This window comes from Nitratireductor sp. CH_MIT9313-5 (assembly GCF_037029545.1).
In the GTDB taxonomy this organism is placed as follows: domain Bacteria; phylum Pseudomonadota; class Alphaproteobacteria; order Rhizobiales; family Rhizobiaceae; genus Chelativorans.
Window position 1 is genome coordinate 62393 of record NZ_JAYMER010000011.1, and the last position, 25445, is coordinate 87837.

At 61.9% G+C, this 25445-nt stretch carries 22 protein-coding genes; 5 read left to right on the forward strand and 17 right to left on the reverse strand.

Annotated features, from left to right (window positions below; all coding sequences use genetic code 11):
• Window positions 1–14: 14 nt before the first annotated feature.
• Window positions 15–2786, reverse strand: coding sequence for a DNA mismatch repair protein MutS (mutS, locus tag WA367_RS04375; RefSeq protein WP_442935536.1), 2772 nt, complete (start codon window positions 2784–2786; stop codon window positions 15–17).
• A gap of 88 nt (window positions 2787–2874) precedes the next feature.
• Between mutS and WA367_RS04380 the strand changes: the two genes are divergently transcribed.
• Window positions 2875–5160: an NADP-dependent malic enzyme gene (locus WA367_RS04380; RefSeq protein ID WP_336055585.1), complete on the forward strand. Its 2286-nt coding sequence runs from the start codon at window positions 2875–2877 to the stop codon at window positions 5158–5160.
• A 27-nt stretch (window positions 5161–5187) separates the two neighbouring features.
• On the opposite strand, the gene WA367_RS04385 is transcribed toward WA367_RS04380, so the two are convergent.
• From WA367_RS04385 to sppA, 9 genes are all read right to left on the reverse strand, one after another.
• Complete coding sequence (locus WA367_RS04385) at window positions 5188–6063, reverse strand: GNAT family N-acetyltransferase (protein WP_336055586.1); 876 nt, start codon at window positions 6061–6063, stop codon at window positions 5188–5190.
• A gap of 100 nt (window positions 6064–6163) precedes the next feature.
• On the reverse strand, window positions 6164–8431 hold the full coding sequence (locus WA367_RS04390; RefSeq protein ID WP_336056032.1) for a PAS domain-containing hybrid sensor histidine kinase/response regulator: 2268 nt from the start codon (window positions 8429–8431) through the stop codon (window positions 6164–6166).
• A 67-nt stretch (window positions 8432–8498) separates the two neighbouring features.
• Window positions 8499–9632 carry an acrylyl-CoA reductase (NADPH) gene (gene acuI, locus WA367_RS04395; protein WP_442935537.1) on the reverse strand — a complete coding sequence of 378 codons (1134 nt, stop codon included), beginning with the start codon at window positions 9630–9632 and terminating at the stop codon, window positions 8499–8501.
• On the reverse strand, window positions 9518–10006 hold the full coding sequence (gene lspA, locus WA367_RS04400; protein ID WP_336055588.1) for a signal peptidase II: 489 nt from the start codon (window positions 10004–10006) through the stop codon (window positions 9518–9520). The genes acuI and lspA overlap by 115 nt, the downstream gene beginning before the upstream one ends.
• Window positions 10003–10860, reverse strand: a complete 858-nt coding sequence (locus WA367_RS04405) for a TrmH family RNA methyltransferase (RefSeq protein WP_336055589.1) — start codon at window positions 10858–10860, stop codon at window positions 10003–10005. Before WA367_RS04405 ends, lspA begins: the two co-directional genes overlap by 4 nt.
• Complete coding sequence (locus WA367_RS04410) at window positions 10857–11783, reverse strand: class I SAM-dependent rRNA methyltransferase (RefSeq protein ID WP_336056033.1); 927 nt, start codon at window positions 11781–11783, stop codon at window positions 10857–10859. The genes WA367_RS04405 and WA367_RS04410 overlap by 4 nt, the downstream gene beginning before the upstream one ends.
• A 253-nt stretch (window positions 11784–12036) precedes the next feature.
• The gene (locus WA367_RS04415) at window positions 12037–12372 is read right to left on the reverse strand and encodes a lipopolysaccharide assembly protein LapA domain-containing protein (RefSeq protein WP_336055590.1); all 336 of its coding nucleotides are present in this window, start codon (window positions 12370–12372) and stop codon (window positions 12037–12039) included.
• Window positions 12373–12408: 36 nt separating this feature from the next.
• Complete coding sequence (locus WA367_RS04420) at window positions 12409–12696, reverse strand: integration host factor subunit beta (protein WP_036483315.1); 288 nt, start codon at window positions 12694–12696, stop codon at window positions 12409–12411.
• Window positions 12697–12753: 57 nt separating this feature from the next.
• On the reverse strand, window positions 12754–13725 hold the full coding sequence (gene sppA / locus WA367_RS04425) for a signal peptide peptidase SppA (RefSeq protein ID WP_336055591.1): 972 nt from the start codon (window positions 13723–13725) through the stop codon (window positions 12754–12756).
• 222 nt (window positions 13726–13947) lie between these two features.
• Here sppA and lptC point away from each other — a divergent pair, with 222 nt between their 5' ends.
• The 4 genes from lptC to WA367_RS04445 all read left to right on the forward strand — a co-directional run bounded on the left by lptC (window position 13948) and on the right by WA367_RS04445 (window position 16569).
• Window positions 13948–14631, forward strand: a complete 684-nt coding sequence (lptC, locus tag WA367_RS04430) for an LPS export ABC transporter periplasmic protein LptC (RefSeq protein WP_336055592.1) — start codon at window positions 13948–13950, stop codon at window positions 14629–14631.
• A 32-nt stretch (window positions 14632–14663) separates the two neighbouring features.
• Window positions 14664–15185, forward strand: a complete 522-nt coding sequence (locus WA367_RS04435) for an LptA/OstA family protein (RefSeq protein WP_336056034.1) — start codon at window positions 14664–14666, stop codon at window positions 15183–15185.
• A 14-nt stretch (window positions 15186–15199) separates the two neighbouring features.
• Complete coding sequence (lptB, locus tag WA367_RS04440) at window positions 15200–15991, forward strand: LPS export ABC transporter ATP-binding protein (RefSeq protein ID WP_336055593.1); 792 nt, start codon at window positions 15200–15202, stop codon at window positions 15989–15991.
• A gap of 74 nt (window positions 15992–16065) precedes the next feature.
• The gene (locus WA367_RS04445) at window positions 16066–16569 is read left to right on the forward strand and encodes an MmcB family DNA repair protein (RefSeq protein WP_336055594.1); all 504 of its coding nucleotides are present in this window, start codon (window positions 16066–16068) and stop codon (window positions 16567–16569) included.
• 7 nt (window positions 16570–16576) lie between these two features.
• Here WA367_RS04445 and WA367_RS04450 read toward each other — a convergent pair whose 3' ends face one another.
• The 7 genes from WA367_RS04450 to phnF are packed head-to-tail and all read right to left on the reverse strand — an operon-like array spanning window position 16577 to window position 25409.
• Window positions 16577–17137, reverse strand: coding sequence for an ActR/PrrA/RegA family redox response regulator transcription factor (locus WA367_RS04450; protein WP_336055595.1), 561 nt, complete (start codon window positions 17135–17137; stop codon window positions 16577–16579).
• On the reverse strand, window positions 17134–18501 hold the full coding sequence (locus WA367_RS04455; RefSeq protein WP_336055596.1) for an ActS/PrrB/RegB family redox-sensitive histidine kinase: 1368 nt from the start codon (window positions 18499–18501) through the stop codon (window positions 17134–17136). The genes WA367_RS04450 and WA367_RS04455 overlap by 4 nt, the downstream gene beginning before the upstream one ends.
• A 40-nt stretch (window positions 18502–18541) precedes the next feature.
• The gene (hrpB, locus tag WA367_RS04460; protein WP_336055597.1) at window positions 18542–20998 is read right to left on the reverse strand and encodes an ATP-dependent helicase HrpB; all 2457 of its coding nucleotides are present in this window, start codon (window positions 20996–20998) and stop codon (window positions 18542–18544) included.
• Window positions 20995–21651: an ATP-binding cassette domain-containing protein gene (locus WA367_RS04465; protein WP_442935538.1), complete on the reverse strand. Its 657-nt coding sequence runs from the start codon at window positions 21649–21651 to the stop codon at window positions 20995–20997. Before WA367_RS04465 ends, hrpB begins: the two co-directional genes overlap by 4 nt.
• Window positions 21648–23333, reverse strand: a complete 1686-nt coding sequence (locus WA367_RS04470) for an ABC transporter permease (protein WP_336055598.1) — start codon at window positions 23331–23333, stop codon at window positions 21648–21650. Before WA367_RS04470 ends, WA367_RS04465 begins: the two co-directional genes overlap by 4 nt.
• A gap of 25 nt (window positions 23334–23358) precedes the next feature.
• Window positions 23359–24630, reverse strand: a complete 1272-nt coding sequence (locus tag WA367_RS04475; RefSeq protein ID WP_336055599.1) for an ABC transporter substrate-binding protein — start codon at window positions 24628–24630, stop codon at window positions 23359–23361.
• A gap of 50 nt (window positions 24631–24680) precedes the next feature.
• Window positions 24681–25409 (reverse strand): phosphonate metabolism transcriptional regulator PhnF, encoded by a 729-nt coding sequence (phnF, locus tag WA367_RS04480; protein WP_336056036.1) that lies wholly within the window; start codon window positions 25407–25409, stop codon window positions 24681–24683.
• Window positions 25410–25445 lie beyond the last annotated feature (36 nt).

Below are 25445 nucleotides of genomic sequence, written 5' to 3' on the forward strand. Positions count from 1 at the left end.
TGAAATGGCACGTTTCAGGCTTTTGTCTCGACCTCGGCCTTCAGCCGGTAAAGCGCGTCCAGAGCCTCTCGCGGCGTCATTTCGTCGGGATTGATGCCCGACAGCGCTTGCAACAGCTTGTCGGCGCCCGCAGGCTTCGCGGGTGTTGCCCGTGCCTGCACGTTGAAGAGTGGCAGATCATCGACAAGCCTTGCGGCCTTGCCGGTAGTCTCGCCCTGCTCGAGTTCGCCCAAAACCTCTCTTGCGCGCTCGACGACGGCAGCAGGCAGGCCGGCAAGCCGCGCCACCTGCACACCGTAGGACCGGTCCGCGGCACCGCGCGCCACCTCGTGCAGGAAGATGACGTCACCCTCGAACTCCTTCACCCGCATGGTGACATTCGTCAGACGCGCAAGTTTTTCAGAAAGTGCGGTCATCTCGTGAAAATGCGTGGCAAACAGCGCCCGGCACCGGTTCTTCTCGTGCAGATATTCAACCGCCGCCCAGGCAATAGACAACCCGTCAAAGGTCGAGGTGCCTCGCCCGATCTCGTCGAGTATGACGAGCGAGCGCTCGCTGGCCTGATTGAGGATAGCCGCCGTTTCCACCATCTCGACCATGAAGGTGGAGCGCCCGCGCGCCAGATCGTCCGAGGCACCAACGCGGCTGAAAAGCCGGTCCACGACCCCAAGCCGCGCCTCACGTGCCGGCACGAAAGACCCCATCTGCGCCATGACGGCGATAAGCGCGTTCTGGCGCAGGAAGGTCGATTTACCGCCCATATTCGGCCCGGTCAGAAGCCAGATCGCGCCATTCTTCTCGCCATTGAAGGGCGACAGGTCGCAGTCATTGGCAACGAAGGGATCGGCTACCTGTTTGCGCAACGCCTGTTCCACCACCGGATGGCGACCGCCCTTGATGCAGAAGTCGAGGCTGTCATCCACTATGGGGCGACAATAGTTTTCCGCTTCCGCAAGCGTCGCGAGGCCCGCATAGACATCAAGTTCCGCCAGTGCCTGCGCGCCAGATCGAAGGGCGTCGCTTTCGCCCACGACCTCCGCGACAAGCTGGTCGAATATGCCTTGCTCGATGGCATTCGCGCGATCTGCTGCATTGGCAATCCGCGTCTCAAGCTCCGCCAGCTCCGTCGTGGTGAAGCGCATGGCATTGGCCATGGTCTGGCGGTGGATGAACCGTGCCTTCGCTTCCGGCGTCTCGGTCAGCGCTCCCGCATTCTGCGCCGTCACCTCGATATAGTAGCCCAGCACATTGTTGTGCCGGATCTTCAGCGAGCGGATGCAGGTTTCGGCCGCAAGGTCACGCTCCATACCCGCGATCACACGCCGCGATTCGTCGCGCAGTGCGCGCATCTCGTCGAGCTCGTCGTGATAGCCCGCCCGCACGAAACCGCCATCGCGCTTGAGAAGCGGCAGCTCGTCGGCAAGCGCCCGCTCCAGATGTCCCGCCAGATTGGCCGGAAGCCGCCCGAGAGCCGCGAAGGCTTTTGCCAGCTCCGCCGGCAGCTCGCGCCCCTTGGCAAGTCGCGCGATCTCGAACGCTGCGGAAAGGCCTGTTGCCAATGCGCCGAGATCACGCGGGCCACCTCGGTTCAAGGCCAGGCGCGACAAAGCCCGCGCAATATCGGGTACGCCCTTCAGATTATCCCGCAATGCGCCGCGAAGCGCACTTTCACGCAAGAGGAAAGCGACCGCATCATGGCGCGCGGAAATTTCCTTCGGATCTGTAAGCGGCGACATCAGCCGTTCGGCAAGAAGCCGACCGCCCGCACCCGTCACCGTGCGATCCATGGCTTTCAGTAGGCTGCCGTCGCGATTGCCCGAAAGCGTGCGTGCCAGCTCCAGATTGGCCCTTGTGGCCGGGTCGATGAAGAGGCTTTTGCCTTCCTCGTCGCGTTCGGGCGCACCCAGCGGTGGTCGTTCGGAAACCTGCGTCTTCTCGACATAGGCCACCGCGCCGGAAATGGCGGAAAGCTCGGCGCGCGAAAACTGGCCGAAACCATCGAGCGTGGCCACGCCGTAAAAGCGCGAGAGGCGGCTTTCGGCACTGGAGGAATCGAAAAAGGTCGCAGGCTGCGGATTGACCACCCGGCCAAGCACGTCGAACACGGGACGCAGTTTCTCGTCGTGAAACACGGGCTCGGCGACCACCAGCTCGCGCGGATCGACACGCAGAATGTCGGCAAGCGCCCGTTCCGGATTGGTGGATGTCACGCGGAAGACGCCGGTTGAAATGTCGATCCAGGCGAGCGCCAGCGCGTCTTCATCACCTTTCACGCGGCCAAGCGCCATCAGATAATTGGCTTGCGCGGGATCAAGCAGCTTTTCCTCGGTAATGGTGCCGGGCGTGACCAGCCGGATCACGTCGCGCTTCACCACCGCCTTGGAGCCGCGCTTTTTCGCTTCCGCCGGGTCCTCCATCTGCTCGCAGACGGCCACCCGATGTCCGAGTCCGATCAGGCGCTGGAGATAATCGTCAGCGGCGTGAACGGGCACGCCGCACATGGGGATGTCGTCACCATTGTGCTTGCCGCGCTTGGTCAGCGTGATGCCAAGCGCACGACTGGCGATCTCGGCATCCTCGAAGAACAGCTCGTAGAAATCGCCCATGCGATAAAACAGCAGCGAATCGGCATTCGCTGCCTTGATCTCGATGAACTGCTGCATCATCGGCGTCGCGCCGGCAGTCGAAGTGTTTGTCACGGGCTTCGCACCTGCCTTGCGGAATGGCGTCTCGTCGTTCAACTCGCGCCCCTCGGCATTTAAAGGTCTTGCGTCTTTCTTGAGCATTTACGGCGGCCGAGTGTAGCCTTATTCACGAGGCTTCGGCAAAACTCCACAGAAAGCCGCAGGATACCCCGGGGAGAGAGCATCTATCATGGCGAAAAACAACAAGTCGGAAGAACAGGGCCCGTCCGTCAGCCCGCAGGAGGCACTGGATTTCCACGCCATGGGCCGGCCCGGCAAGCTGGAGATCACGCCGACAAAGCCGATGGCAACCCAGCGCGATCTGTCGCTGGCTTATTCACCGGGTGTTGCCGTGCCGGTAAAGGCCATCGCCGAAGACCCCGCTCGCGCCTTTGACTATACGACACGCGGCAACACGGTCGCTGTCATTTCCAACGGCACGGCCATTCTTGGCCTTGGCAATCTCGGCGCGCTGGCCTCCAAGCCGGTGATGGAAGGCAAGGCAGTTCTCTTCAAGCGCTTCGCCGATGTCGATTCCATCGACCTTGAGGTCGACACGGAAGACGCCGACGAATTCATCAATTGCGTGCGCCTGCTCGGCCCCTCCTTCGGCGGCATCAATCTGGAAGACATCAAGGCGCCCGAATGCTTCATCATCGAGCAGCGCCTGCGCGAATTGATGGACATTCCCGTCTTCCACGACGACCAGCACGGAACCGCAATCATCGCCGTCGCGGGCCTCATCAACGCGCTGCATCTGACCGGCCGCGACATGAAATCGACACGGCTTGTCTGCAACGGCGCGGGCGCAGCCGGCATTGCCTGTATCGAGCTCGCCAAGTCCCTCGGCTTCACGCCTGAAAACGTGCTCCTCTGCGATACGAAAGGCGTTGTCTACAAGGGCCGCGAAGAGGGCATGAACCAGTGGAAGTCGGCCCATGCGGTGGAGACGGACAAGCGCACATTGGCCGAAGCCGTTGAAGGTGCCGATGTCTTCTTCGGCCTGTCCGCCAAGGGCGCACTGACGCCCAGGATGGTCCAGTCCATGGCCAAGAACCCGATCATCTTCGCCATGGCCAATCCCGATCCGGAAATCACTCCGGAAGAGGTCTCGGAAATCCGAACCGATGCCATCATGGCCACCGGGCGGTCGGATTATCCCAACCAGGTCAACAACGTCCTGGGCTTCCCCTATATCTTCCGCGGCGCGCTCGACGTACGGGCAACCACCATCAATGACGAGATGAAGGTCGCCGCGGCCCAGGCGCTGGCCGAATTGGCGCGCCAGGATGTGCCGGACGACGTGGCCGCTGCCTATCGCGGCAACCGGCCGAAATACGGGCCGGACTACATCATCCCCGTGCCCTTCGATCCGCGCCTTATCTCGGCCATCCCCGTGGCCGTGGCAAAGGCGGCAATGGACACGGGCGTCGCACGCCGCCCCATTGTGGATCTGGAGAAATACGCGCACGAGCTGTCCGCCCGCCGCGACCCGATCGTCTCGACCCTGCAGCGCATCTATGACCGTGTGCGCCGCCAGCCCAAGCGCATCGTCTTCGCCGAGGGCGAGGAGGAACAGGTGATGCGCGCCGCCGTCGCCTATGTGAACCAGCGGCTCGGCACGGCCATCCTGCTTGGCCGTGAAGAGCGCATTCGCGAAATGGCGCATAATGCCGGCGTTGATCTGTCCAAGCCCGGCATCGAGATCATCAATGCGCGGCTGTCACGCCGCAATGCGATCTACGCCGACTATCTTTATGAGCGCTTGCAGCGGAAGGGATACCTTTTCCGCGACTGCCAGCGCCTCATCAACAATGACCGCAACCATTTCGCCGCCACCATGGTGGCACTGGGCGACGCGGACGGCATGGTGACCGGCGTGACCCGCAACTACTCCACCGTGCTTGATGATGTACGCCGCTGCATCGATGCGCGTCCGGGTCACCCCGTCATCGGCGTGTCGCTGGCGCTCTGCCGCGGCCGGACCGTGCTGGTTGCTGATACGGCCGTGCATGACATGCCCAACGCCGAGGAACTTGCCGATATCGCCGAGGAGGCCGCAGGCCAGGCACGGCGCATGGGCTACGAGCCGCGTGTCGCGATGCTTGCCTATTCAACCTTCGGTCATCCGGCGGGTGAGCGTTCCGAGCGGGTTCAGGAGGCGGTTAAGATCCTCGACAAGCGCCGCGTGGACTTCGAATATGATGGCGAGATGGCCGCAGATGTCGCGCTCAATGCAAGCCTGATGCGCGAATATCCATTCTGCCGCCTGTCAGGCCCGGCCAATGTGCTGGTCATGCCCGCCTTCCACTCCGCATCCATCTCCACCAAGATGCTGCAGGAGCTCGGCGGCTCCACCGTCATCGGCCCGCTTCTGGTCGGCCTCAACAAGCCGGTACAGATCGTGTCGCTGAACGCGAAGGATTCCGACATCGTGAACATGGCCGCCATCGCAGCCTATAGCGCCGGCCAATGACGTGAGCTCAAGGCTTCGCCGCTTGTCTCAGGCGGCGAAGCGCTCGGCCTCTGCGCCGAAATGCGAAAGATAACGCTGCGAGATCGCTTCCACCGGCAGCACGACAAGAACATCGGTGGTTCCGAAATCACGGTCGACCACGCAGCCTTCTCCAAATTTTGCGCCAAGGCGCAGATAGCCTTTTATGAGCGGCGGCAGCGCGGCAAGAGCAGCCTTCATGTTTACCGCTTCCGCGGGCATGAGATCCATGGTGGAGAAACGTTGCTCATGCGCGCGCACCGCCCACGCGCCTTCGGCCCGTGCAAAGTGATGCAGGAAGGATAGTGCTTCGGCATGAGCGGCAGGCACCGTACCGGGGAATGATGCGCAGCCGGTCATCACGTCAATATCGTGCCTACGGCAATAGGCCCAGATACCCTGCCACAAGAGTTCGATCGTGCGCTTGGAGCGATAAGCCGGCAAAACGCATGAACGGCCAAGTTCGAGGAAGCGGCGGCCCGTGTGACGCGCCACAAGCGCTCCGAGCTCGAACTCGTCCTCGGAATAAAATCCGCCGGCAGTTCCGGCCATGTCCTGAGGCAGCATGCGGTAGGTGCCGACAATCTGGTCGCAGGTGGAGCCGGGCAGGGTGCTGTCGATCACCAGAAGATGGTCGCAAACCGCGTCGAAACGATCCGAATCCCGCTCTTCCATCGCGGAGGGGTCTGCATGAGACGCGCCCATTTCCCGGTAGAAAATATCGTAGCGCAGCTTCTGGGCGGCGCGCAGTTCTTCGTCGCTGGCAGCAAGGCGCACCATCAGTGAGCCGATCTGGCCAAGCACGTCACGGCTGCTCTTGGCCGTCAACGCGACCGCCAATTGAGCGTCAGGCTTCACTGCGTTTCTCAGGATCAGGCCTTGCATCTCTTGATTCTCCGCCGCATCTCGATGGGGCGGAAATAATATCGGGCTGCGACAGTAGCATGACAAGAGGCTGGCCGGCTCATGTTCATTTGTGGGCAGCCTATGCTGCCATATGCGTTTCGAGCGTGAGAAGCAGCTTGTCGGGATCAAGCGGCTTTGAGACGAATCCGCTGGCACCATGGGCCAGCACGCCCTGGCGGGTTTGTTCCTGACTGTCTGCCGAAAGAACGAGGATGGGGATTGGTGCCATGCCCGTCTCTTCCTCGAAGCGCCTGACACCGGCAATCGCGTCCAGCCCGTCCAGAACCGGCATGTGCAGATCCATCAACACGATGTCATAGGGGCGCGATTGCTTGGTCAGCGCTTCGAGTGCTGCACGTCCATTGGTGACAACTTCCACCCGGTGACCGGCGCGTGTGAGGGCGGAGCGAGCCAGCAGCGCGTTGATCTCGTTATCCTCGGCCACCAGAACATGAAGGCCGGTATGGACTCCGCGCCTCGTTTTGCGGCTTTCCTTTGGCGCAGGCACTTCGCTTGGCCGGTTGGGCGTCTCGCTCAAAAGCATGCGCAGCATGGTACGTGTACGCGCCGGGCGGGCAAGAAACGCGCCATAACCATTGGCCCGGAAGCTTGCCAGCCGTCCGCGCTCGGCTGGCGCGATGAGCGTGATGTTGCGCCTGGCCACCCAGCCCCGCTCGCGCAATTTGCGCAGGCACGACCTGTCCTCGCGTTCAAGGGAAGCATCCACGATCAATGCGTCCAGGCCTTCCTCGCGACGCGCCGTGGAGATGGCGGTCGGATCGATGATGCTGGAGCGTCCGCCATGGGCGCGCACGCTGCGCGACAGGGCTTCAGCCTCCATCTCGTGGCGGGCGAATATGCCCACATGATAGCCGGCAAGTGACCTGGCCGCACTTTTCGCCTCTTCATCGGCTTCGCCCTCAAGCGGCAGGGTCACCGTGAAGGTTGCACCTTCTCCGGGTGAACTCTCCGCAACGATGCGCCCCTTCATCGCTTCCACGAGGCGACGAGTGATCGCAAGGCCAAGTCCTGCTCCGCCGTGCCGGCGTGTGGAGCCACTGTCGGCCTGTTCGAACTCCTTGAAGATGCGTTCAAGCGCACTCTGCTCGAAGCCGGGACCCGTGTCCTCGATGCGGAAGGAGAGGGCAGGCTTGCCATCCTTCTGCGAGGGGATCACGGTCAACAGCACGCCGCCTGTCTCGGTGAACTTGATCGCATTGCCAAGCAGGTTCAAAAGCACCTGCCGCAGCCGACCCGGATCGGCATTCACGAATTCCGGCACCAGAGGCGATATATGGCAGCCAAGGCCGATATCCTTGGCAAAGGCACGCGTTGCCATCAGCTCGACAATGCTTTCCACCAGCTCGCGCACATCCATCTTCTGTGCCTCGAGCTCCAGCTTGCCTGCCTCGATCTTGGAGTAGTCCAGAAGATCCTCGATCAGGGCAAGAAGCGCGCCGGACGAGGTGGATATGGCTCCTACATAGGTCCGCTGCTCCTGCGTGAGCGGCGTATCGGCCAGCAGCGTTGCCATTCCCATGATGCCGTTCATCGGCGTGCGGATTTCGTGGCTGACCGTTGCAAGGAAGCGTGACTTCGCCTGGCTTGCATGTTCTGCGCGCTCGCGCGCATTCACGAGCGCCGTTTCGGCGAGTTTGCGCGCCGTGATATCACGTGCAATCGCCCAATGCGATGCTTCACCGCTGTCGCCATCGCGCATGGAAAGCTCGGTCCAGGCAAACCAGCGAAGGCCCCGACCCGTACGTACTGAAACATCGGTGGAACTGATGCTGTCGCCATCGGCGAAAGCTGCTTCAGGCACGACCGGTATCTCGATGCCAAGCTGGCTAAGTGTCTTGCCGATTGCCTTCTCGATCTCCATGCCCAAAAGGTCGCCCAGAACCTTGTTGGCATAGAGTATGCGCCCGTCACGGTCGCGGTGAACGACAAGGTCGCCAAGACCTTCCAGAAGGCCGTAGAAACGCTGCTCGCTTTCGCGCATCTCCCACATGCGGTCGGCGAGCTCTTCCATCTGCACCGCATTCTGCTGCATGGCGCGGCGCTCTTCCGCCGCAATGCCTTGGCCGCGATTCTTGGTGAAGGAAAAGCCGACCGCCAGGAAGGTTACCAGCAGGAGCCCACCAATAACGGCGGGCGATGCTTCTGTCAGATAGGCAAGCCCGGCAAGGGCAAGATTGCTGAAGGCGATGAAGACCAATGCCTTTGCCGAAAAGGAAGAGTGCTGCTGCTCACCATAGATGAGCGGCTTGGTAAGCGGCTGTCCCGCCGCTTTGCTGGCCTGTGCCCAGGCTCGCTCCAGTCGTTGAATTACACCCGCCCTTGTCATGGCAGGCACGATAACGCCCGGCGATTAGAGAAGATTTTGGATCGGTTGAGGTATTTGAGCGAGTGTCTTAGCTGTCGCTTAACCTTGTCTCGACCACCAGTCGCCCGCGCACATTGCCTGCAACGATTTCAGGCGCCGATTCAATGGCCATGCCAAGCGGGATAGTCGTCGAAACCGCCGCCAGCTTGTCCCGGTCGATCAGGTTTTCCAGCCTGCGCCAGGCTTCCAGCCGCAGCGAAACGGGCGCCATCACCGAATCGACGCCAAGCAGTGAGACGCCGCGCAGAATGAAGGGGGCAACCGAGGCGGGAAGCGCCATGCTTTCGGCCAGTCCGCAGGCGGCCACGGCCCCGCCATAGCGCGTTGCGGAGAGCATGTTGGCCAGCGTGTGGCCGCCCGCAACATCAATGCCGCCCGCCCAGCGCTCTTTCGCAAGCGGCTTGCCTTCACCGGAAAGCTCATCGCGTGCGATAATCTCCATCGCCCCCAGATCACGCAAATAGTCATGCGTTTCCGCGCGACCGGTTGAGGCAATAACCTCATAGCCGAGCTCTGCCAGAAGACCGACAGCAACCGACCCGACGCCACCGGCCGCGCCCGATACCACGACCGGCCCGCGGTCGGGTGATATTCCGTGGCGCTCCAGCGCCATCACGCACAGCATGGCGGTATAGCCAGCAGTGCAAAGCGCCATTGCCTGGACTTCCGTAAATCCGTCGGGAAGCGGCACCAGCCAGTCGCCATTCACCCGCGCACGTTCGGCAAGCCCGCCATAATGCGTCTCACCCACTCCAAAACCGTTGAGGATCACCCGGTCGCCTTCCCGCCATGCGGGATGAGCCGAGCTCAACACCGTGCCGGCGAGGTCAATTCCGGGAACCATGGGAAACCGGCGCACGACCGGCGCCTTGCCGCTAATGGCAAGCCCGTCCTTGTAATTGAGGCTGGATGCGGCAACGGCGATGGTTACATCGCCATCCATGAGATCCGCCTCGCTCATCTCGCACAGGCGAACCTGCTGCGCGCCGTCATCATCCCTGGTGATGAGAACGGCCTTGAAGCTGGTGCTCATGGGTCCCTCCGCTTCTATTCGGCCGGTTCGTGTCCTCCGCGAAGCCAGCCGATGATCTCCTCGAGTATGACAAGTCCCGCGCCGATGGTGATGAAGGCGTCGGCAAGATTGAAAACGGCGAATGACCATGATGGCGTATGGAAGTAGATATAGTCCACCACATAGCCAAGCGTCGTGCGGTCAACCAGGTTGCCGAGCGCCCCACCGACAATCAACGCGAAGCCGAACTGCGCCAGCCTCTGATGCGCATGCGTCTTGAGCGCGAGATAGAGGATGAAGCCCAGAACAACGAGCGTCAGGATACTCAACCACGTGCCCCCAACGCCCGAAAGCATCGAGAATGCAACACCCGTATTGTGCGAGTGATAGAGCGAGAGATAGGGCATCAGGTCCACGCGCTCATGCAGTGGCAAATTCGTCTGCACGAGCTGTTTGACCCACTGGTCGATCAGCAGCGCGATCAGCGCAAGCAGGCTCGCAAAGGCGATCTGGCGGCGGGTCATTTCGTCTCCTGGCTCTCGATCGGCAGCGCATCGCGCCGAATCTCGTATAACATCACTCCCGTCGCCACGGCGAGATTGAGCGAATCCGCGCGTCCGGCCTGGGGAATGCGCACAAGCCTGTCGCAGCGCTCCGCCAGACTGTCCGGCAGTCCTTTCTGCTCGTTGCCCATCAGGAGAAGCATCGGCTTGTCGGAATAATCGATGCTGCGATAGTCGACCGATCCTTTCAGATGCGTGCCTGCCATCATGCCCGGATAATTTTCCCGCCATTTAAGGAAGCGCTCTTCATCCGTGCGCACCAGCGGCACACTGAAGAGCGAGCCCATGGTCGCGCGCACCGTCTCCAGCGAGAAGGGGTCAGTACAGTCGCCGACAAGGATCACGCCCTTCGCGCCAACGGCATCGACCGTACGAATGATCGTGCCGAGATTTCCCGGGTCGCGCACACGGTCAAGCGCCACCCACACGTCACCCCTTGCCGACGTAACATCGTCCAGCCGGTGATAGCGCTGCTCGAAGACGCCAACCACCATTTGTGGATTGTCGCGGCGCGTGATCGACGACAGGACCTTCTCGCTGACTTCCAGAACCAGCCCGCCGGAGGCCACGGTGCGAGCTGCAGCCTTTTCGACCGCTGCATTGCCCCGTCCGGCCTTTGCATAGACAAGTGTGCGGATGGTCCAGCCATTGTTCATCGCATCAAGCACCAGCTTCAGCCCCTCGGCCATGAAGCTGCGCTCGCGGTCGCGGAATTTCTTCAGCGCCAGTGCCTTGATGTCTTTGACGATAGGGTTTGAGAGGCTGGTAACCTCCTTCACCTGGCCGGGCGCGCGTGTCTCGCGGGAAGAGCTCATTTCGCCACCCATCTGGAGAAAAGCGAGGTCGAAAGCGCGCGGTCAGCGGCCTTCTCCCGAATGACCAGCTCACCCGATTCCACGCGCCCGCCCATGCCGATGAAGCTGTCGCGCATCACCGCATGCATCGCGAAGAAGGAGGCGCGGATGGAATAGGCGGTCAGCACCATTGCGAGCGCGTTCGGCGAGAGGATGCTGCGGCAGGTCTCAACCAGTTTCGGCAGATGGTCGAACAATTGCCAGACCTCGCCCTTCGGCCCCCGGCCATAGGCGGGCGGGTCAAGCAGGATGATGTCATAGCCGTTGCCACGGCGCGCCTCGCGCTCGGCAAACTTCATGGCGTCTTCGCAGATCCAGCGGATGGGTCGGTCCGAAAGGCCGGCCATTTCCTGGTTCTCCCGCGCCCAGCCAATTGCCTTCTTGGACGCATCCACATGCGTCACCTGTGCGCCCGCGCGCGCGGCGACAAGCGAGGCGAGGCCGGTATATCCAAAAAGATTGAGCACCTTTACCGGCCGCCGCGCATCCTCGACCAGCTTGGCCATATGGCTCCAATGGGTCGCCTGTTCTGGAAAGACGCCAACGTGACGGAATGAGGTGAAGCGGCCGACATAGTCGATGCCGTCATGACGCATCGGCCAGGTCTCGCCGAGCGGCGTGCGCGGAAAACGCCAGCGCCCCATGCCTTCCTCATCCGTGTCGCCGGTAAAGACAGCGTCCGCTTTTTCCCATTCGATGTCGGGCAGGGCCGGGCGCCAGAGTGCCTGGTTCTCCGGGCGGACAATGCGATAGGGGCCATATTGTTCGAGTTTCTGACCGTCGCCCGAATCCAGTAGCGCGTAATTCTCGTTAGGCAGAACCTCGAGGATCAGCGGCAGCTTCTCATCCGGCAGCGGGCCGTCGCGACGCGGTATGCGCTCCACATTCTGGCGCGGGGTTTCATGGGACTGTTCCTTGCGCGGGGTCCGCTCGCGCGGCAACTGAGCCCGCGCAGGCTTCTTGCCGTCACGCTTGCGCTTCGCGCCTGCATTTTTCGGATTGGGCTTCAAGCTTGGCTCCGGTCAGATCCGGTGAAAGTGTCCACTCCCATCTGCCACAGCCAAGGCTTCCCGCGCAACAAAGTCGCGCGGCAAACATTGCATCGCCAGAACGGCAGGATCGATGGGCGGACGGCTATCAGGCCGCGCGGTGAACCAACGCGCCTTTGGTGTCGGCCTTCTGCTCGGTCGGCGGTGTCTGCTTCTTCAGCTTCTCCACCTCGGCGTTACGCTGGCGCGCGATGCGCCGATAGCGCCCCTGGCGGAACCAGGTAGCCATCGAACCGATGAACATGCCGATGATCAGCGCCAGAAAGAGCAATGCAAAGAGCGGCAGGCTGATGGTCAGCGCCGGATTGCCGGGGTTGAAAGGATCGAAGGTAAAGGCGGTCGGAGCGCGATTTGCCACGGCAAGCGCGATGAGGATGATCGCAAGCGGTACGAGCACCACCACTGTCAGAATACGTTTGGCCATGGCCTCTTTCTTGGTCCTTTGAACTTCTGCCGAGGCTTATTCGCTGCCGCCGTTCAGCCGCTCGCGCAGTTCCTTGCCGGTTTTGAAGAAGGGAACCCACTTCTCTTCAACATAAACGGATTCACCCGTGCGCGGGTTGCGTCCGGTGCGGGCGGGCCGGTTCTTCACCGAAAATGCGCCGAAGCCGCGCAGTTCGACGCGATTGCCTTCGGCCAGTGCCTCTCCGATCTCGTCGAAAATGGCATTCACGATGTTCTCGACATCGCGCAGAAACAGATGCGGATTCCTGTTGGCGATTGTCTGTACCAGCTCGGACTTGATCATGTTTTCAGTTTTCCGCCGCTTGAGTGGCCCACTATCTGAATGGTTTTGCTGTATTTTTCAGTCCAGTGCACGGGAGGCGTCAGGTTGCCAGACCGACACGAGACCGTCAAGAAAGATGCGCTCGGCTCCCAATGCGCGGATAAGCTGCTCCTCGGTGGAGTAACCCAGAACCCGCGCCAGCCAGCGCGAAGCGATCTCCGGCATGAAGAGCGAGACATCGTCACTGCGCGGCCTCCACTCCACCACCTGCAGGTTCTCGTCGAGTCCTTTCTCGACCAGCCACTGCTTGGCTTCACGCTCGCCGCCCAAAGCATCTACCAGCTTGGCTTGCGCGGCCTGGCGGCCGGTGAAGACCGATCCATCGGCCAGCGTCAGCACTTCCTCGCGCGACAGCGGGCGACGCTCCGTCACCAGATCCACGAACCAGTCATAGCTGTCCATGATCATGGCGCGCATCATGGCGCGCTCTTCGTCCGTCGTCTCGTTAAAGGGAGAAGGCTCGGCCTTGAGCGGGCTCGATTTCACTTCTTCAACGCCGATCCCGAGCTTTTCCATCAGTCCGGTCAGATTGGGTAGCTGCACGAGCACGCCGATGGAGCCGACAATGGAGGACTGTCGCGCGACGATGTGATCGGCAGCACTCGCAATCATGTAGCCAGCAGACGCCGCAAGGGTGCCCACCTGCGCCACAACAGGCTTTTCCTGCGCAATCAGGCGGATTTCCTCATAGATGGCTTCGCCGCCAGCGGTGGTGCCGCCGGGAGAATCCACCGTCACGATCACACCGCGTACGGCCTTGGAGCGGCGAATGTCCTCCAGCCGATCCAGCAGTTTCTCGTCTTCGGTGATCGTGCCTTCGATGCGGATCTGCGCGATGTGCGGTGTGGCAGCCACGCGGTCGCCGAGCATCCAGCGCACCAGCACGAACAGGCTGATGATCAGGATGATGATCGTTGCCGCGCGCCAGAAGGTCAGTTTCCTGCGAATGCGTCTGCGGTCGATCAGCTCGTCTGCGCTCAAGGATGCCATGCCATATGCCTCTCTTGTGCCGGTGGCGGAACTTCGAAGAGGCGTCTTTTAGACGAGTTGGTCGCGCCGGGCTACTGCCAAAACCTTTAGTGGCTGCCCAATGCCTTGCCCTCAATCCAAGAATGGCCATATTGAACTGTCAATTCCCGACGACCCCGGCACTGAACGGCGGAAACGGCGCCCGCAATCCATTTTCAGCGAACGCGCCAGGAGATTGTGTGAATGAGCGCTGGCCACGCCAGAACCGAGCATATGCGCAGCGATGCCATTCGCCGTGCCGATCGCGGCGCGCAGGATTTCGTGCGCGCGCAGACCCATTCCCGGCGTGTTCGCATGCTCAAATGGTTCCTCCCGGCCGTCGCAAGTGGCTGCGTCCTGCTTTTCGTAGGCTACAGCATGCTGTCATCGGTGGCCGGCGGGGATGTGGATCTTGGCTCGGCGACGATCAAGGATGGCAAGCTGGTGATGTCCAACCCGACGCTGGAAGGCTTCACCCGCAACAATCTGCCCTATACTATGACGGCAGCACGCGCGCGCCAGCAAATCGGCAGCGAGACGGCCGCAATCGATCTGGAAGAGATTACTGCGACGGTCCCCTTCGAGGATGGCGATCAAGCCGTCATAACCGCAAGCGAAGGCCGCTTCGACCGCAGCGGCAATGCCTTGACCCTCAACCAGACGATTGAGCTTGAGACGACCAACGGTATTTCCGCCCGCCTCCAGTCTGCAGATGTGGATGTGGCGAAAGGTTCGCTGAAAAGCGACAAGCCAGTTGAAATCAACATGGAAGGCCTCTCGATCCGCGCCGACCGCTTCAGCGCCGACGATGGCGGAAAAGTGCTGGTCTTCGAGGACAGGGTTCGCGTAATAGTGGATCCGCAAAAGGTTCGGCGAGGGGGAGAGTGAAGTCAGTGGCAAACGCAACAGCACGCATCGCAATGGCGGCTCTCTTGGTCCTGTCTGCCGCGGGCACTTCGGCTCTTGCGCAGACCGAGCGCATGACGGGCCTGAAACTCTCCGGCGATCAGCCAATCCAGATCGAGAGCGATCGCTTCGAGGTGGATGAAAACCAGAGCCTTGCCACCTTCACCGGCAATGTGTCGGTCGTGCAGGGCGAAACGGTCATGAAGGCCGGTCGCATGAAGGTCTTCTACAAATCCGATGGCGGCTCCGCCACGACCGGCAGCGCCGATATCGACCGACTTGAAGTCGAAGGCGGTATCTATGTGAAGTCCGAGACGCAGGTCGCTACCGGCGATCGGGGCACTTTCGACATGGACACCGAGGTGCTGGTAATGTCCGGCGACGAGGTTGTGCTGTCGGAAGGCGACAATGTCATCACCGGCTGCAAGCTCACCGTTCAGATGCGCAATGGCCAGGCTCGGCTTGACAGCTGCGGCGGCTCCGGCGCCGGTGGCCGGGTGAAAATGTTGCTGACGCCCGAATCCCGCAATCGCTGAAGATTTTCCGCCTGATGCTCAAACGTCTCCTGCCGCAGAATGACGCGACGCCGCCGCCATCCGAGGAGGCCCTGCGCAAATACAAGGGCACGCTCATCGCGCGCGGGCTGACGAAGTCCTACAAGAGCCGTCAGGTCGTCTCCGGTGTCTCGCTCGGCGTGCGCGCAGGTGAGGCCGTCGGCCTGCTGGGTCCGAACGGTGCGGGCAAGACCACCTGCTTCTACATGGTCACTGGCCTTGTCCCCGTCGATCAGGGCACGATCCAGATCGATGGCTATGACGTCACCTCCATGCCCATGTATCGCCGCGCGCGGCTTGGCATCGGCTATCTCCCGCAGGAAGCTTCGATCTTCCGTGGCTTGACCGTGGAGCAAAACATCCGCGCCATTCTCGAAGTGGTCGAGAAAAGCCGCAAGGAGCGTGAAAAGACGCTGGATGCGCTTCTGGAAGAGTTCTCCATCAGCCATCTGCGCAAGTCGCCTTCCGTCGCGCTCTCCGGTGGCGAGCGTCGCCGCCTCGAGATCGCCCGCGCACTGGCCTCTAAGCCCAACTTCATGCTGCTCGACGAGCCCTTCGCCGGTATCGACCCCATCGCGGTAACGGATATCCAGCAGCTCGTGCGCCATCTGACGGCACGCGGCATCGGTGTGCTGATTACCGATCACAATGTGCGCGAGACGCTCGGTCTCATCGACCGCGCCTATATCATCCATGCCGGTCAGGTGCTCACCCACGGCCAGCCGCAGGACATCGTGGCCAATGCCGATGTCCGCCGCCTCTATCTCGGCGAAGGCTTCACGATCTGATCCTGTCACGAGCTTGAGACAAGGGGCGGGGCTGAAGCTTTCATCTTCAGCCAAAGCCTGCCATTTTTGCATCCATGCCAATTATCAGCCCTCATGCCACCAACCCGCTTGCCGATGGTCGCCAGTCCGAACGCGCGCTCATCATCCGTCGTGGCGTGCAGCGCCTTTTCGTGCAGCTTGGCACCGTCTCCATACCGGAAGTGACGCTCGCCACGGGCAGGCGCGCCGACCTCGTGGGCCTTACCCGAAAGGGCGAGATCTGGATCGTCGAGATCAAATCATCGATCGAGGATTTTCAGGTGGACCGCAAATGGCCCGAATATCGCCTGCACTGCGACCGGCTCTTCTTCGCCTCGCATCCGGAAGTGCCGCAGGAGATATTCCCCGAAGATTGCGGCTTCATGCTTTCAGATGGTTATGGCGCGGAAATCCTGCGCGATGCGCCCGAGCACAAGCTGCCGGCGGCCACTCGCAAGGCGCTCATGCTGCGGCTTGCGCGCACCGGCGCATCCCGGATCACCGCAGCGGAGATGGCCGGCGTGAGTATTCCCGCACTTGATGGTGAAGCGGAAGGCTGACTAAAGACTATCGCGGAGCGCGCTTGGCGAGAATGCGCTGTAGCGTGCGCCGGTGCATGTTGAGCCGACGTGCGGTTTCCGAGACATTTCGGTCGCACATCTCGTAGACCCGCTGGATATGCTCCCAGCGCACACGGTCGGCCGACATCGGGTTCTCCGGCAGTTCGGCCTTTTCGTCGGGCTTGCGCGTCAGCACGTTGAAAATGTCATCGGCATCGGCAGGCTTCGACAGATAATCGATGGCGCCAAGCTTCACGGCCGTTACGGCGGTGGCGATATTGCCATAGCCCGTGAGGATGATGGAACGCGCGTCTTCCCGCTTTTCGCGCAGCGCGGACACCACATCCAGACCATTGCCGTCACCAAGACGCATATCCACCACGGCAAAGGCGGGCGGAGCGCTGTTCACCTTGGCAATCGCTTCCGCCACGGAATCGGCGGTATCCACCACAAAGCCACGGCCTTCCATGGCGCGGGCAACACGCGTCAGAAACGGCTTGTCGTCATCGACGATCAAAAGCGTATGATCGTCACCCGGAATGGCGTTCTCGTTTTCCACTTCACTCATATTTCGCTCGCTTTCCCGTCCATCTCTATAGGATGCGGATTGCTCTCCGCACCGGACGACCATGGAAGCCCCCCGTGACTCATGAAGAACGCTTCACGCGACCAGCTGATATCGACCCTAGCACCTTTGCCTTCTTCCGTGGAATTGGCGAAGACTATCGTCGCGCCGGAACGCTCAAGAAGGGTCTTGGCGATAAATAGGCCCAAACCCAGTCCGCCGCCATGCCCGCTGGCGCGTTTGGTGACATAGGGATCGCCGATCCGCTCCAGGATCTCCGGCGGAAATCCCTTCCCGTCATCGGTGATCGTCAGTCCAACCTGTCGCTCATTCCACCACCAGCGCAGCATTACCGTCTCGCGTGCAAAGTCGACCGCGTTCTCGACCAGGTTGCCCAAGCCGTAATGCACGCCGGGATTGCGTCGGACAACCGGTTCGCGTCCCTCGCACTCACCCTGCTCCATTTCAATCCTGATGCCAAAATCACGATGCGGCTCTACCGTCTCTTCGATCAGCGCGGTGAAGGTCATGCGCACCAGATGGTCGCCGCTTTCGGTAGACAGGCTCGTGAGTTGTTTCAGGATCTCGCGGCAGCGCTCCGACTGCGAACGCAACAGTGCGACATCATCCTTGAGGTCGGGATTGTCCCCCAACGCCTTTTCCATCTCGCGCGAGACAAGCGCAATCGTGGCAAGCGGCGTACCAAGCTCATGCGCTGCAGCAGCAGCCAACCCGTCCAGAGCCGAAATATGCTGCTCGCGCTGCAGAACCAGTTCGGTTGCCGTCAGCGCATTGGCGAGCAGCCGCGCCTCTTCCGCCACCCTGTAGGCATAAACGCCGGAAAAGGCGATGGACGAGACCACCGCAACCCAGACACCGGCAATATAGATGAAGGGCATGCGCAGTTCCGTGCCTGGAAACCACGGCAGCGGCAGGTGGAAGAAGGCCAGAGCGGTCGCGATGCCCACGACCAGCATGCCCAGAAGCTCCGTCCAGGAACGGGGCAATGTGGTGGCCGAGATGACCACCGGCACTGCTAGCAGTACCGAGAAGGGGTTCGTCAGCCCGCCGGTGAGGAAGAGAAGGCCGCCAAGCTGCAGCACGTCGAAAATCAGGATCCAAGCCGCATCGCGTGGCAGAAGCCTGTGCGTCGCCGGATAGGTATAACCCAGATAGGTGTTGAGGAACGCCGCAGCCCCGATCAGGATGAAGCAGGGTAGAACCGGAACTGGAAACTCGAAATAGAAGGCAACGACCAGCGTCGCCATGCTTTGCCCGACAACCGCGAGCCACCGCAATCGGATAAGCGTATTCAGCCGCAGCGACTGGATATGGCGCGTGTTGTGCAGTTCGGCATCGTAAATCATGGATTGCGTTTATGCGCTGACATGCGCGCAAGACCAAGCCTTATTTCGCACGTGGCTTGGCGCGTCTTGTTGCCGCAGCGCTTGCCGGGTCCTCCGGCCAAACATGCTTTGGATAGCGCCCGCGCATATCCGATCTGACATCTGCCCATGAACCGGCCCAGAAGCCGGGCAGGTCGCGCGTCTTCTGGATGGGACGGTGTGCAGGCGACAGAAGTTCAAGCGTCAGCCGCGTTCCCCCACCGATGGTCGGGTGCTCGCCAAGCCCGAACAGCTCCTGCACGCGAATGGAAAGCACCGCATCCTCCGCCTCGTAGCGAATGGGCACGCGGCTGCCCGTCGGCGCGGTGAAATGGGTGGGCGCAAGCGCATCCAGACGCCGCTGGCGGTCGAAGGGCACGAGGCTGCGCAGACCGTCCTCGATCTGCCGCGCCGAGATCTTGCTCATCTCCGCGTCGCCTTTCAGGAATGGTCCCAGCCAATCTTCCAGCATCGCGAGAAGCGTCTCGTCATCCATGGCAGGCCATGGCTCGCCTTCCGCATGATGGAGAAAGGCAAGGCGCGCACGCAATGCGGCTGTTTCCTTCGTCCAGGGCAGGAGATCCAGCCCATGCGCCCTTATGGCCTCCAGCAGGCCCTCATCCGCGTCCGCCCCGCTAGGTGGCGGCAGGTTCCGGGTCGCGAAGACAACGGAACCAAGCCGCCTGCTTTCCGTCTGCCGCAGTGCTCTGCGCTCCCTGTCGAAACTCACCGTGCGCCGGGTCTCGATCCGATCACCAAGTGCTGTCTCGATCTCCTGTTCATCCACGCGCGCAGCAGCCGCGATCCGGGCATTCTGCGCCCGCCCCTGAAGATCGGCGACCACCAGATAGGGTTCGCGGGCCAGCGCTTCGCTCGCCTCCATCTGCCCGCCGCGGCCATTGGCAAGCACATAGCGTCCGGCCTCGCCGCGCGCCTTGGCCACGCGATCCGGCCATGCATGCAGAAGCAGCGCGCCAGCACTTGAAGCGCCATTGCCCATGCTCCCGCCTGCCTGCCGAGCGAGCCCTTGCGCGAGCTGCCGTGCAGCCTTCGCGCGAGGCGAACTTTCACGCCTGAAATTGGCAAGCCGTTGGTCAAGATCGACGCTGTTCCCTCCAAGACCACGTTCGGACAGAAGAACGGCGAGTTCCGCAGCCGCCAGAGCCTCACCGCATTCGGCAGCCTTGGCCACCATATGCGCCAGTCGCACCGGCAAAGCGAGCTTGCGCATGGCAGTACCTTGAGCATTCAAGCGCCCATCGGGCTCAAGCGCATCGAGCGCTTCAAGCAGGCTCCGCGCTTCCGCAAGCGCCGGCTCCGGCGGTGGATCGAGAAACGCGAGGCTTCGCGGATCACTCACGCCGAAAGCAGCGCAATCAAGCAAGAGCCCGGAAAGATCGGCTTCCAGTATCTCCGGCCGCGTGAAGGCGGGAAGGGCGGTGGTCTGCTCCTGCCGCCAAAGACGAAGCGCGATACCCGGTGCCGTTCGTCCCGCACGCCCCGCCCGCTGGTCGGCGGAAGCACGCGATACCCGCACCGTCTCCAGCCGCGTGAGCCCGGTTGCCGGTTCGAATTTCGGCAGCCGCGAAAGGCCGGAATCGATCACCACCCGCACCCCGTCAATGGTGACCGAGGTTTCCGCAATCGCGGTGGTCAACACTACCTTCCGCCGTCCTTCGGGTGCGGGCCTTATGGCCGCATCCTGAGCGCGGCCTTCAAGTCCGCCATGCAGCGGCACAAGATCGACATTCGCGCCCACCCGCCCCTCAAGCCGCTCCATGGTCCGCGCAATCTCGCGCTGGCCGGGCAGAAAGGCGAGTATGCTTCCCTCTTCCTCCGCCAGCATGTCGCGAATGGCCTGAGCCATTGCATCCTCGATGTCCGTGCCCGCTGCCCGTTCGCGATAGCGGATATCGACCGGAAAGCTGCGCCCTTCGCTTTCGAGTATCTCCGCGCCGTCGAGCAGGCTTGCCACCCGCGCGCCATCCAGCGTGGCCGACATGACCGCCAGCCGCAGATCCGGCCGCAAGGCCTCCTGCGCATCGAGCGCCAGCGCCAGCGCAAAGTCGCCATCAAGCGACCGCTCGTGAAACTCGTCAAAGATGACGCCCGAAATGCCCTCAAGCGCCGGATCGTCAATGATCATGCGCGCCAGCACGCCTTCGGTGACGACAAGCACCCGCGTGTCTTTAGAGACCTTGCGCTCCATGCGCATCGCATAGCCGATGGTCTGTCCCGGCTCCTCGCCCAGAAGAGCAGCCATGCGTCGTGCCGCTGCGCGTGCCGCAATCCGGCGCGGTTCAAGCAGCAGAATTCGCCCACCCTGCGCCCATTCATCCTGCATCAGGTGAAGAGGGACGAGTGTCGTCTTGCCTGCCCCCGGTGGCGCTACAAGGACCGCGCGATTGCCGCTAGCAAGCGCATCGCGCAGGCGCGGCAATATTTCGGAGACGGGAAGTTCGGGAAGGTGAGGCGTCATGGTTCAATCGTGATCGTCGTGCCGCCGGCTGCTTGCGCATCAGCCGGATCGTGCGTGACCAGCAGAACTGGCAGCCGGCTTTCCCGCGCCTTGGCGAAAACCAGTTCGCGCATCTGCCCCCGCAGCGCCTGATCGAGCTTGGAAAAGGGCTCGTCCAGAAGCAGCATGCGCGGTCGTGAAAGCAGCACCCGCGCCAGCGCAACGCGCGCCTTCTGCCCGCCGGAAAGCGTTTCGGGATCGCGCTCGCCAAGCCCCTCCAGGTCGACCCCGCGCAGCGCCTCATTCACCAGCGCCATGCGGGGCATGTGCCCGCGAATGTCGGCGGGAAGTGCAAACATCAGATTGCCCGCAACACTCATATGCGGAAAGAGCAGCGGGTCCTGGAATAAAAGCCCGGCATGGCGTGTCTCGGGCGCAGCATCTGTGATGTCATCGCCATCCACGATCACACGGCCTTCCGCGTCGAAAACCGGGTCTAGAAAGCCGCCGATAAAACCAAGGAGCGTGGACTTGCCTGCGCCCGACGGTCCCATGACCGTCAGAACCTCTCCCGGCGCCACATGCTGCGTCAGCGCCACGAGAACACGTTCCCCATGGCGGATGACGACATCCTGCAGAAGAAGCCCGGCCTTGTCCGTCACGATATCCGTCACACCTGCATCCCGCGAAAGCGCCGGAATATCAGCGCCGGCACGAGTGTGGCAATGGCAAAGCCCGCGACCGGCAACAGCATCTGGAAAAAGGCATAGACGCCGATGATGCGCCGATTGCCTCCTGAAGCAAGCGCAACGGCCTCACTGGTAATGGTGGTCAGCCGCCCCGCGCCAATCAGCACGGTCGGCAGGTAAAGCCCCACCGACACCGAAAACCCGATTGCGAAAAGCACCAGAAGCGGGCGCAGCATCATGGGCAGGCGTATCCTGAAAAGCGTTGTCATCGGCGATTTGCCAAGCCCCGCCGCCACCTGCTCATAGCGCCGGTCGAAACTGCGCCACGGGTCCTTCAGGCACAGATACGCATAGGGCATGACGAAAACGAGATGGGCAAAAAGCAGTGCGGGCAGCGTTGCAAGCCAACCGCTTGCAACGAGCAGGAACTGCAGTCCGAAGATGAAAGTCACCTGCGGCACGATCAGCGGCAGATAAATCAGCGCCTGTCCACCACGTCCCGCGCGTTTTCCGGTACGGTCCTCATGAACGAAGCAAAGGACGGACAGAATGGCCGCGATGAACGCACTCGCAACGCCAATTGTCAGCGTGGTTCCAAGAGGCTCCACCACCCGTGGCAGCGCCTTCATCCAGTTTCTGAGCGTGAAGCTGCCCGGCAGAAAGTCCGGGAACTGCCAAAGACCGGCGAACGACCAGACGGCGAGTGCTGCAAGCCCCGCAAAGATCGCGCCAGCGGCAAGGATCATGGCAGTCAGCGAAACAACCTGCACCGCGCGATCGCGGCGCATGCGCAGCCCCCCGCAGGCCGCCTTGTTGCGCAGCGCTGCACACAGCCGCTCCAGCCCTAGCCAGATCGCAAAGGCAAGGCCGGTCACGCCAAGCTGCAGCAATGCTCCAGCGGAGGCCAGATATCGCTGGGAGAGGTCGGGATCGCTCATCCATGTCACCAGCCGCGCGGCAAGGGTTTGGGGCTGGGTCGGTCCCAGAATGAGCGCGACTTCCACATTTGATGATGCAAAGGCGATCACGGCGAAGACCGGCAGCCGTATCTGGCGATAGATGCCCGGCCACGCGCCGTGAATGAAGCCCGCAACCCGCCCATAGCCCAGCGCGCCTGTCAGTTGGCGAACCCTCTCGACAGGTGCCTGGGGCAGCGCGGCAAGGGTCATGAGAAGCAGAAAGGGCACTTCCTTGGCAACCAGCGCACCAATCATGGAAAGCGCAAGCGGGTCGTGAACGATGAGCAGGTCCGGTGGCCGCTCCCAGCCCGTCAGTTCCGGTGAGATCAGCCGCATGATCATGCCCGATGGTGCAACCAGGAAGGCGATGGCAAGCGCTGCGGCCGCATGGGGCAGCGACAGCAGCGGTCCCAGCAGATGCTGCATGCGCCGGAAAGTCGCCGTGCCCGCAAATGCCGCAGTGAAGAGCATAACGATCAGGAGCGAAAGAACGGCAGAAGCGAGGCCCGAGGTGAGCGAAAGCGTTATTGAGCAGAAGAGCGCTGGCTGGGCGAACAGCTCCCGGAAGTAATGCAGGCCAAAGCTGCCCCCACCAAAGCCGGGAGAAATCCCGAATGCAGGCAGAACCGTGCCGGCCAGCCCGAAGCCAACGGGCCCTGCCAGAAGCAGAACCGCGAGCGCAGGCCCGAGATAGGTCAGCCGAAACATGCTGTTTGCGTTGTGCAAGGTGCTTTCAGTTGCCAACCGTATAGCGCCGTTTCCAGGCTTCCTCCACGCGCTCCATCCAGCTTGGATGCGGCTCTTCCAAAACCGGCCCAAGCTCCTCCGGCGCAAGCGTGGCGATACCAAGATCAAGCGCGCCAAACCCGGTCTGGAGCGGCTCGGGCAACTTGTCCATGCCAAGAACAGTCGGATCGCCCCACACTTCCGGGTCCTGCTTGCGCAACTGCGCCTCCGGCGACATGAGGAAATTCGCCGTCACCAGCGCGCCCGCCTTGGCTGAGGCATTGTAGGGGATCGCCACGAAATGCGTGTTGCCAAGTGTGCCTTCCTCGAAGGTGAATGAACGCACCGTGTCCGGCAGCTCGAAATTGGCAATGGCGTTGGAGGCCTCCGACGGGTTGAAGGCGAATATGATCTCGAGTTCGCCATCGGCCAGAAGCTGCTTCATGGCCGGATAGTTCTGCGGAAAGGCGCGGCCCTCGCGCCACGCCACGCGATGGAGCTGGTCAAGATAGTCGAACAGCGGCGCGCTCACGGTTTCAAAATCAGCCTCATCGGCAGGCTGTTGCAGCACGGCTGCATCACCGACCGTCTCGATCAGCACTTGCTTGAGGAACGAACTGCCAATGAAGTCCGGAGGAGAGGGATAGGAGAAACGTCCCGGATTGGCCTGCGCCCATTCCAGAAGTTCTTCTGCGCTGGACGGAAGCGCATTTTCCTGGATGCGCGCGCTGTCATGGAAGAACACCAGTTTCGCCATGCCCCAGGGGGCTGCCTGTCCCTCAACGGGGGTGGTGAAGTCGTTCAGAACCGTCGGCTTGTTTTCCACATCCACATAGGCCCAGTTCGGCAGTTTCTCAGCCCAGCCTTTTTCCAGAAGCAGGCCGCGCTCCTTCATGGAGGCGAAATTCTCCCCATTGATCCAGATGAGATCGACCGAGCCACCTTCATCGCGCCCCGCGGCGCGTTCGGCAACAACCTTCGCCACCGCATTCGCCGTGTCATCAAGCTTCACATGCACAAGCTTGATGTCGCAGCAGTCGCGCAGTTCCTCGCCAACCCATTCAAGGTAGGAGTTGATGTTTTCCGCCCCGCCCCATGCGTTGAAATAGACCGTCTGCCCGCGCGCCTCAGCTTCCACGCTCTCCCATTTTGCGGGGTCGGGGCTGTGGGCATGTGCGAAGCTGCCTGCAATGGACAGCGACAGGGCAATGGTCAGTTTCTTCAGCACGTAAACCTCCGGATCATTTCGCGGCTGATTGAGCACGAGGGCGAGTGCCATGGCAACGCGCAACCTGCTCGCGAAGCGCTCAATTCACCGTGAGAGGAAGGTCAGATCTCGCGGCCGTCCACCTGCAGTTCGACCCGGTCGGCGGCAAACCGCGTCAGCGAATATTGCACGGGCTTGCCCTCGCCATCCACATTCACCGCCTGCGTGATAAGCACAATTGCACCCGGCGAAAGCTTCAAATGCTCAAGATCGGCCGTCTCGGCATGTTGCGCGGTGATGGAGGTTTCGCGCCGCGTATAATCCTCAAGCCCCATTCGTTTGAAAGAAGCGGTTATGCTTCCCGTCTCCTCGAAATGCCTTTCCAGCCCCTCGAAGCGCGCGGCATCAAAATGGCTGATGGCCCGTGAAACTGGCCAGCCATCGGCAAAGGACAGTGTCTCCAGCCGCAGGATTTGTGCGCCAGCGTTCAGGCCAAGTTGCTCTGCCACGCTCTTCGCCGCCGGTAAGTAATCATGCGCTAACAATATGCCCCGCGCCTTGCGCGCCTGCCCGGAGAGGCCCTCGGAAAATCGCGTGCGACGGCGGATGGGATAAGCCAGTTTCGGCCGACTTTGCACGAAGGTGCCGCGACCCTGTTCAGCGCGCAGGATACCCTCGTCGATCAGCGAGCGGATGGCTGCCCGCACCGTATGTCGGTTGACGCCGAACCGAACCGCAAGCTCCATTTCCGGCGGCAGCCTGTCTTCTTGATTGGCCAGTCCCTCACGAAGCTCATGGCGAATGCGATCCGCAATCTGCCGCCAGAGCGCGACCCCGCTGCGCCGCTCCATCACGCCTGCATTGCTCACTGCATTTTTCTCCGGTCT

Excerpts from the sequence above, each read along its gene's own strand:
- WA367_RS04435 (WP_336056034.1), top strand. The coding sequence starts at position 14,664 with ATGGCGGCTCTCTTGGTCCTGTCTGCCGCGGGCACTTCGGCTCTTGCG.
- mutS (WP_442935536.1), bottom strand. The coding sequence starts at position 2,786 with ATGCTCAAGAAAGACGCAAGACCTTTAAATGCCGAGGGGCGCGAGTTG.
- WA367_RS04390 (WP_336056032.1), bottom strand. The coding sequence starts at position 8,431 with ATGACAAGGGCGGGTGTAATTCAACGACTGGAGCGAGCCTGGGCACAG.
- WA367_RS04445 (WP_336055594.1), top strand. The coding sequence starts at position 16,066 with ATGCCAATTATCAGCCCTCATGCCACCAACCCGCTTGCCGATGGTCGC.
- lptC (WP_336055592.1), top strand. The coding sequence starts at position 13,948 with ATGAGCGCTGGCCACGCCAGAACCGAGCATATGCGCAGCGATGCCATT.
- WA367_RS04415 (WP_336055590.1), bottom strand. The coding sequence starts at position 12,372 with ATGGCCAAACGTATTCTGACAGTGGTGGTGCTCGTACCGCTTGCGATC.
- acuI (WP_442935537.1), bottom strand. The coding sequence starts at position 9,632 with ATGGTCATTCGCCGTTTTCAATCTTGCCGACGCCTTCATCACCATCGG.
- WA367_RS04450 (WP_336055595.1), bottom strand. The coding sequence starts at position 17,137 with ATGAGTGAAGTGGAAAACGAGAACGCCATTCCGGGTGACGATCATACG.
- hrpB (WP_336055597.1), bottom strand. The coding sequence starts at position 20,998 with ATGACGCCTCACCTTCCCGAACTTCCCGTCTCCGAAATATTGCCGCGC.
- WA367_RS04380 (WP_336055585.1), top strand. The coding sequence starts at position 2,875 with ATGGCGAAAAACAACAAGTCGGAAGAACAGGGCCCGTCCGTCAGCCCG.
- WA367_RS04405 (WP_336055589.1), bottom strand. The coding sequence starts at position 10,860 with ATGAGCTCTTCCCGCGAGACACGCGCGCCCGGCCAGGTGAAGGAGGTT.
- WA367_RS04420 (WP_036483315.1), bottom strand. The coding sequence starts at position 12,696 with ATGATCAAGTCCGAGCTGGTACAGACAATCGCCAACAGGAATCCGCAT.
- WA367_RS04455 (WP_336055596.1), bottom strand. The coding sequence starts at position 18,501 with ATGATTTACGATGCCGAACTGCACAACACGCGCCATATCCAGTCGCTG.
- phnF (WP_336056036.1), bottom strand. The coding sequence starts at position 25,409 with ATGGAGCGGCGCAGCGGGGTCGCGCTCTGGCGGCAGATTGCGGATCGC.
- WA367_RS04475 (WP_336055599.1), bottom strand. The coding sequence starts at position 24,630 with ATGGCACTCGCCCTCGTGCTCAATCAGCCGCGAAATGATCCGGAGGTT.
- lptB (WP_336055593.1), top strand. The coding sequence starts at position 15,200 with ATGCTCAAACGTCTCCTGCCGCAGAATGACGCGACGCCGCCGCCATCC.
- lspA (WP_336055588.1), bottom strand. The coding sequence starts at position 10,006 with ATGACCCGCCGCCAGATCGCCTTTGCGAGCCTGCTTGCGCTGATCGCG.
- WA367_RS04470 (WP_336055598.1), bottom strand. The coding sequence starts at position 23,333 with ATGTTTCGGCTGACCTATCTCGGGCCTGCGCTCGCGGTTCTGCTTCTG.
- WA367_RS04385 (WP_336055586.1), bottom strand. The coding sequence starts at position 6,063 with ATGCAAGGCCTGATCCTGAGAAACGCAGTGAAGCCTGACGCTCAATTG.
- sppA (WP_336055591.1), bottom strand. The coding sequence starts at position 13,725 with ATGGCATCCTTGAGCGCAGACGAGCTGATCGACCGCAGACGCATTCGC.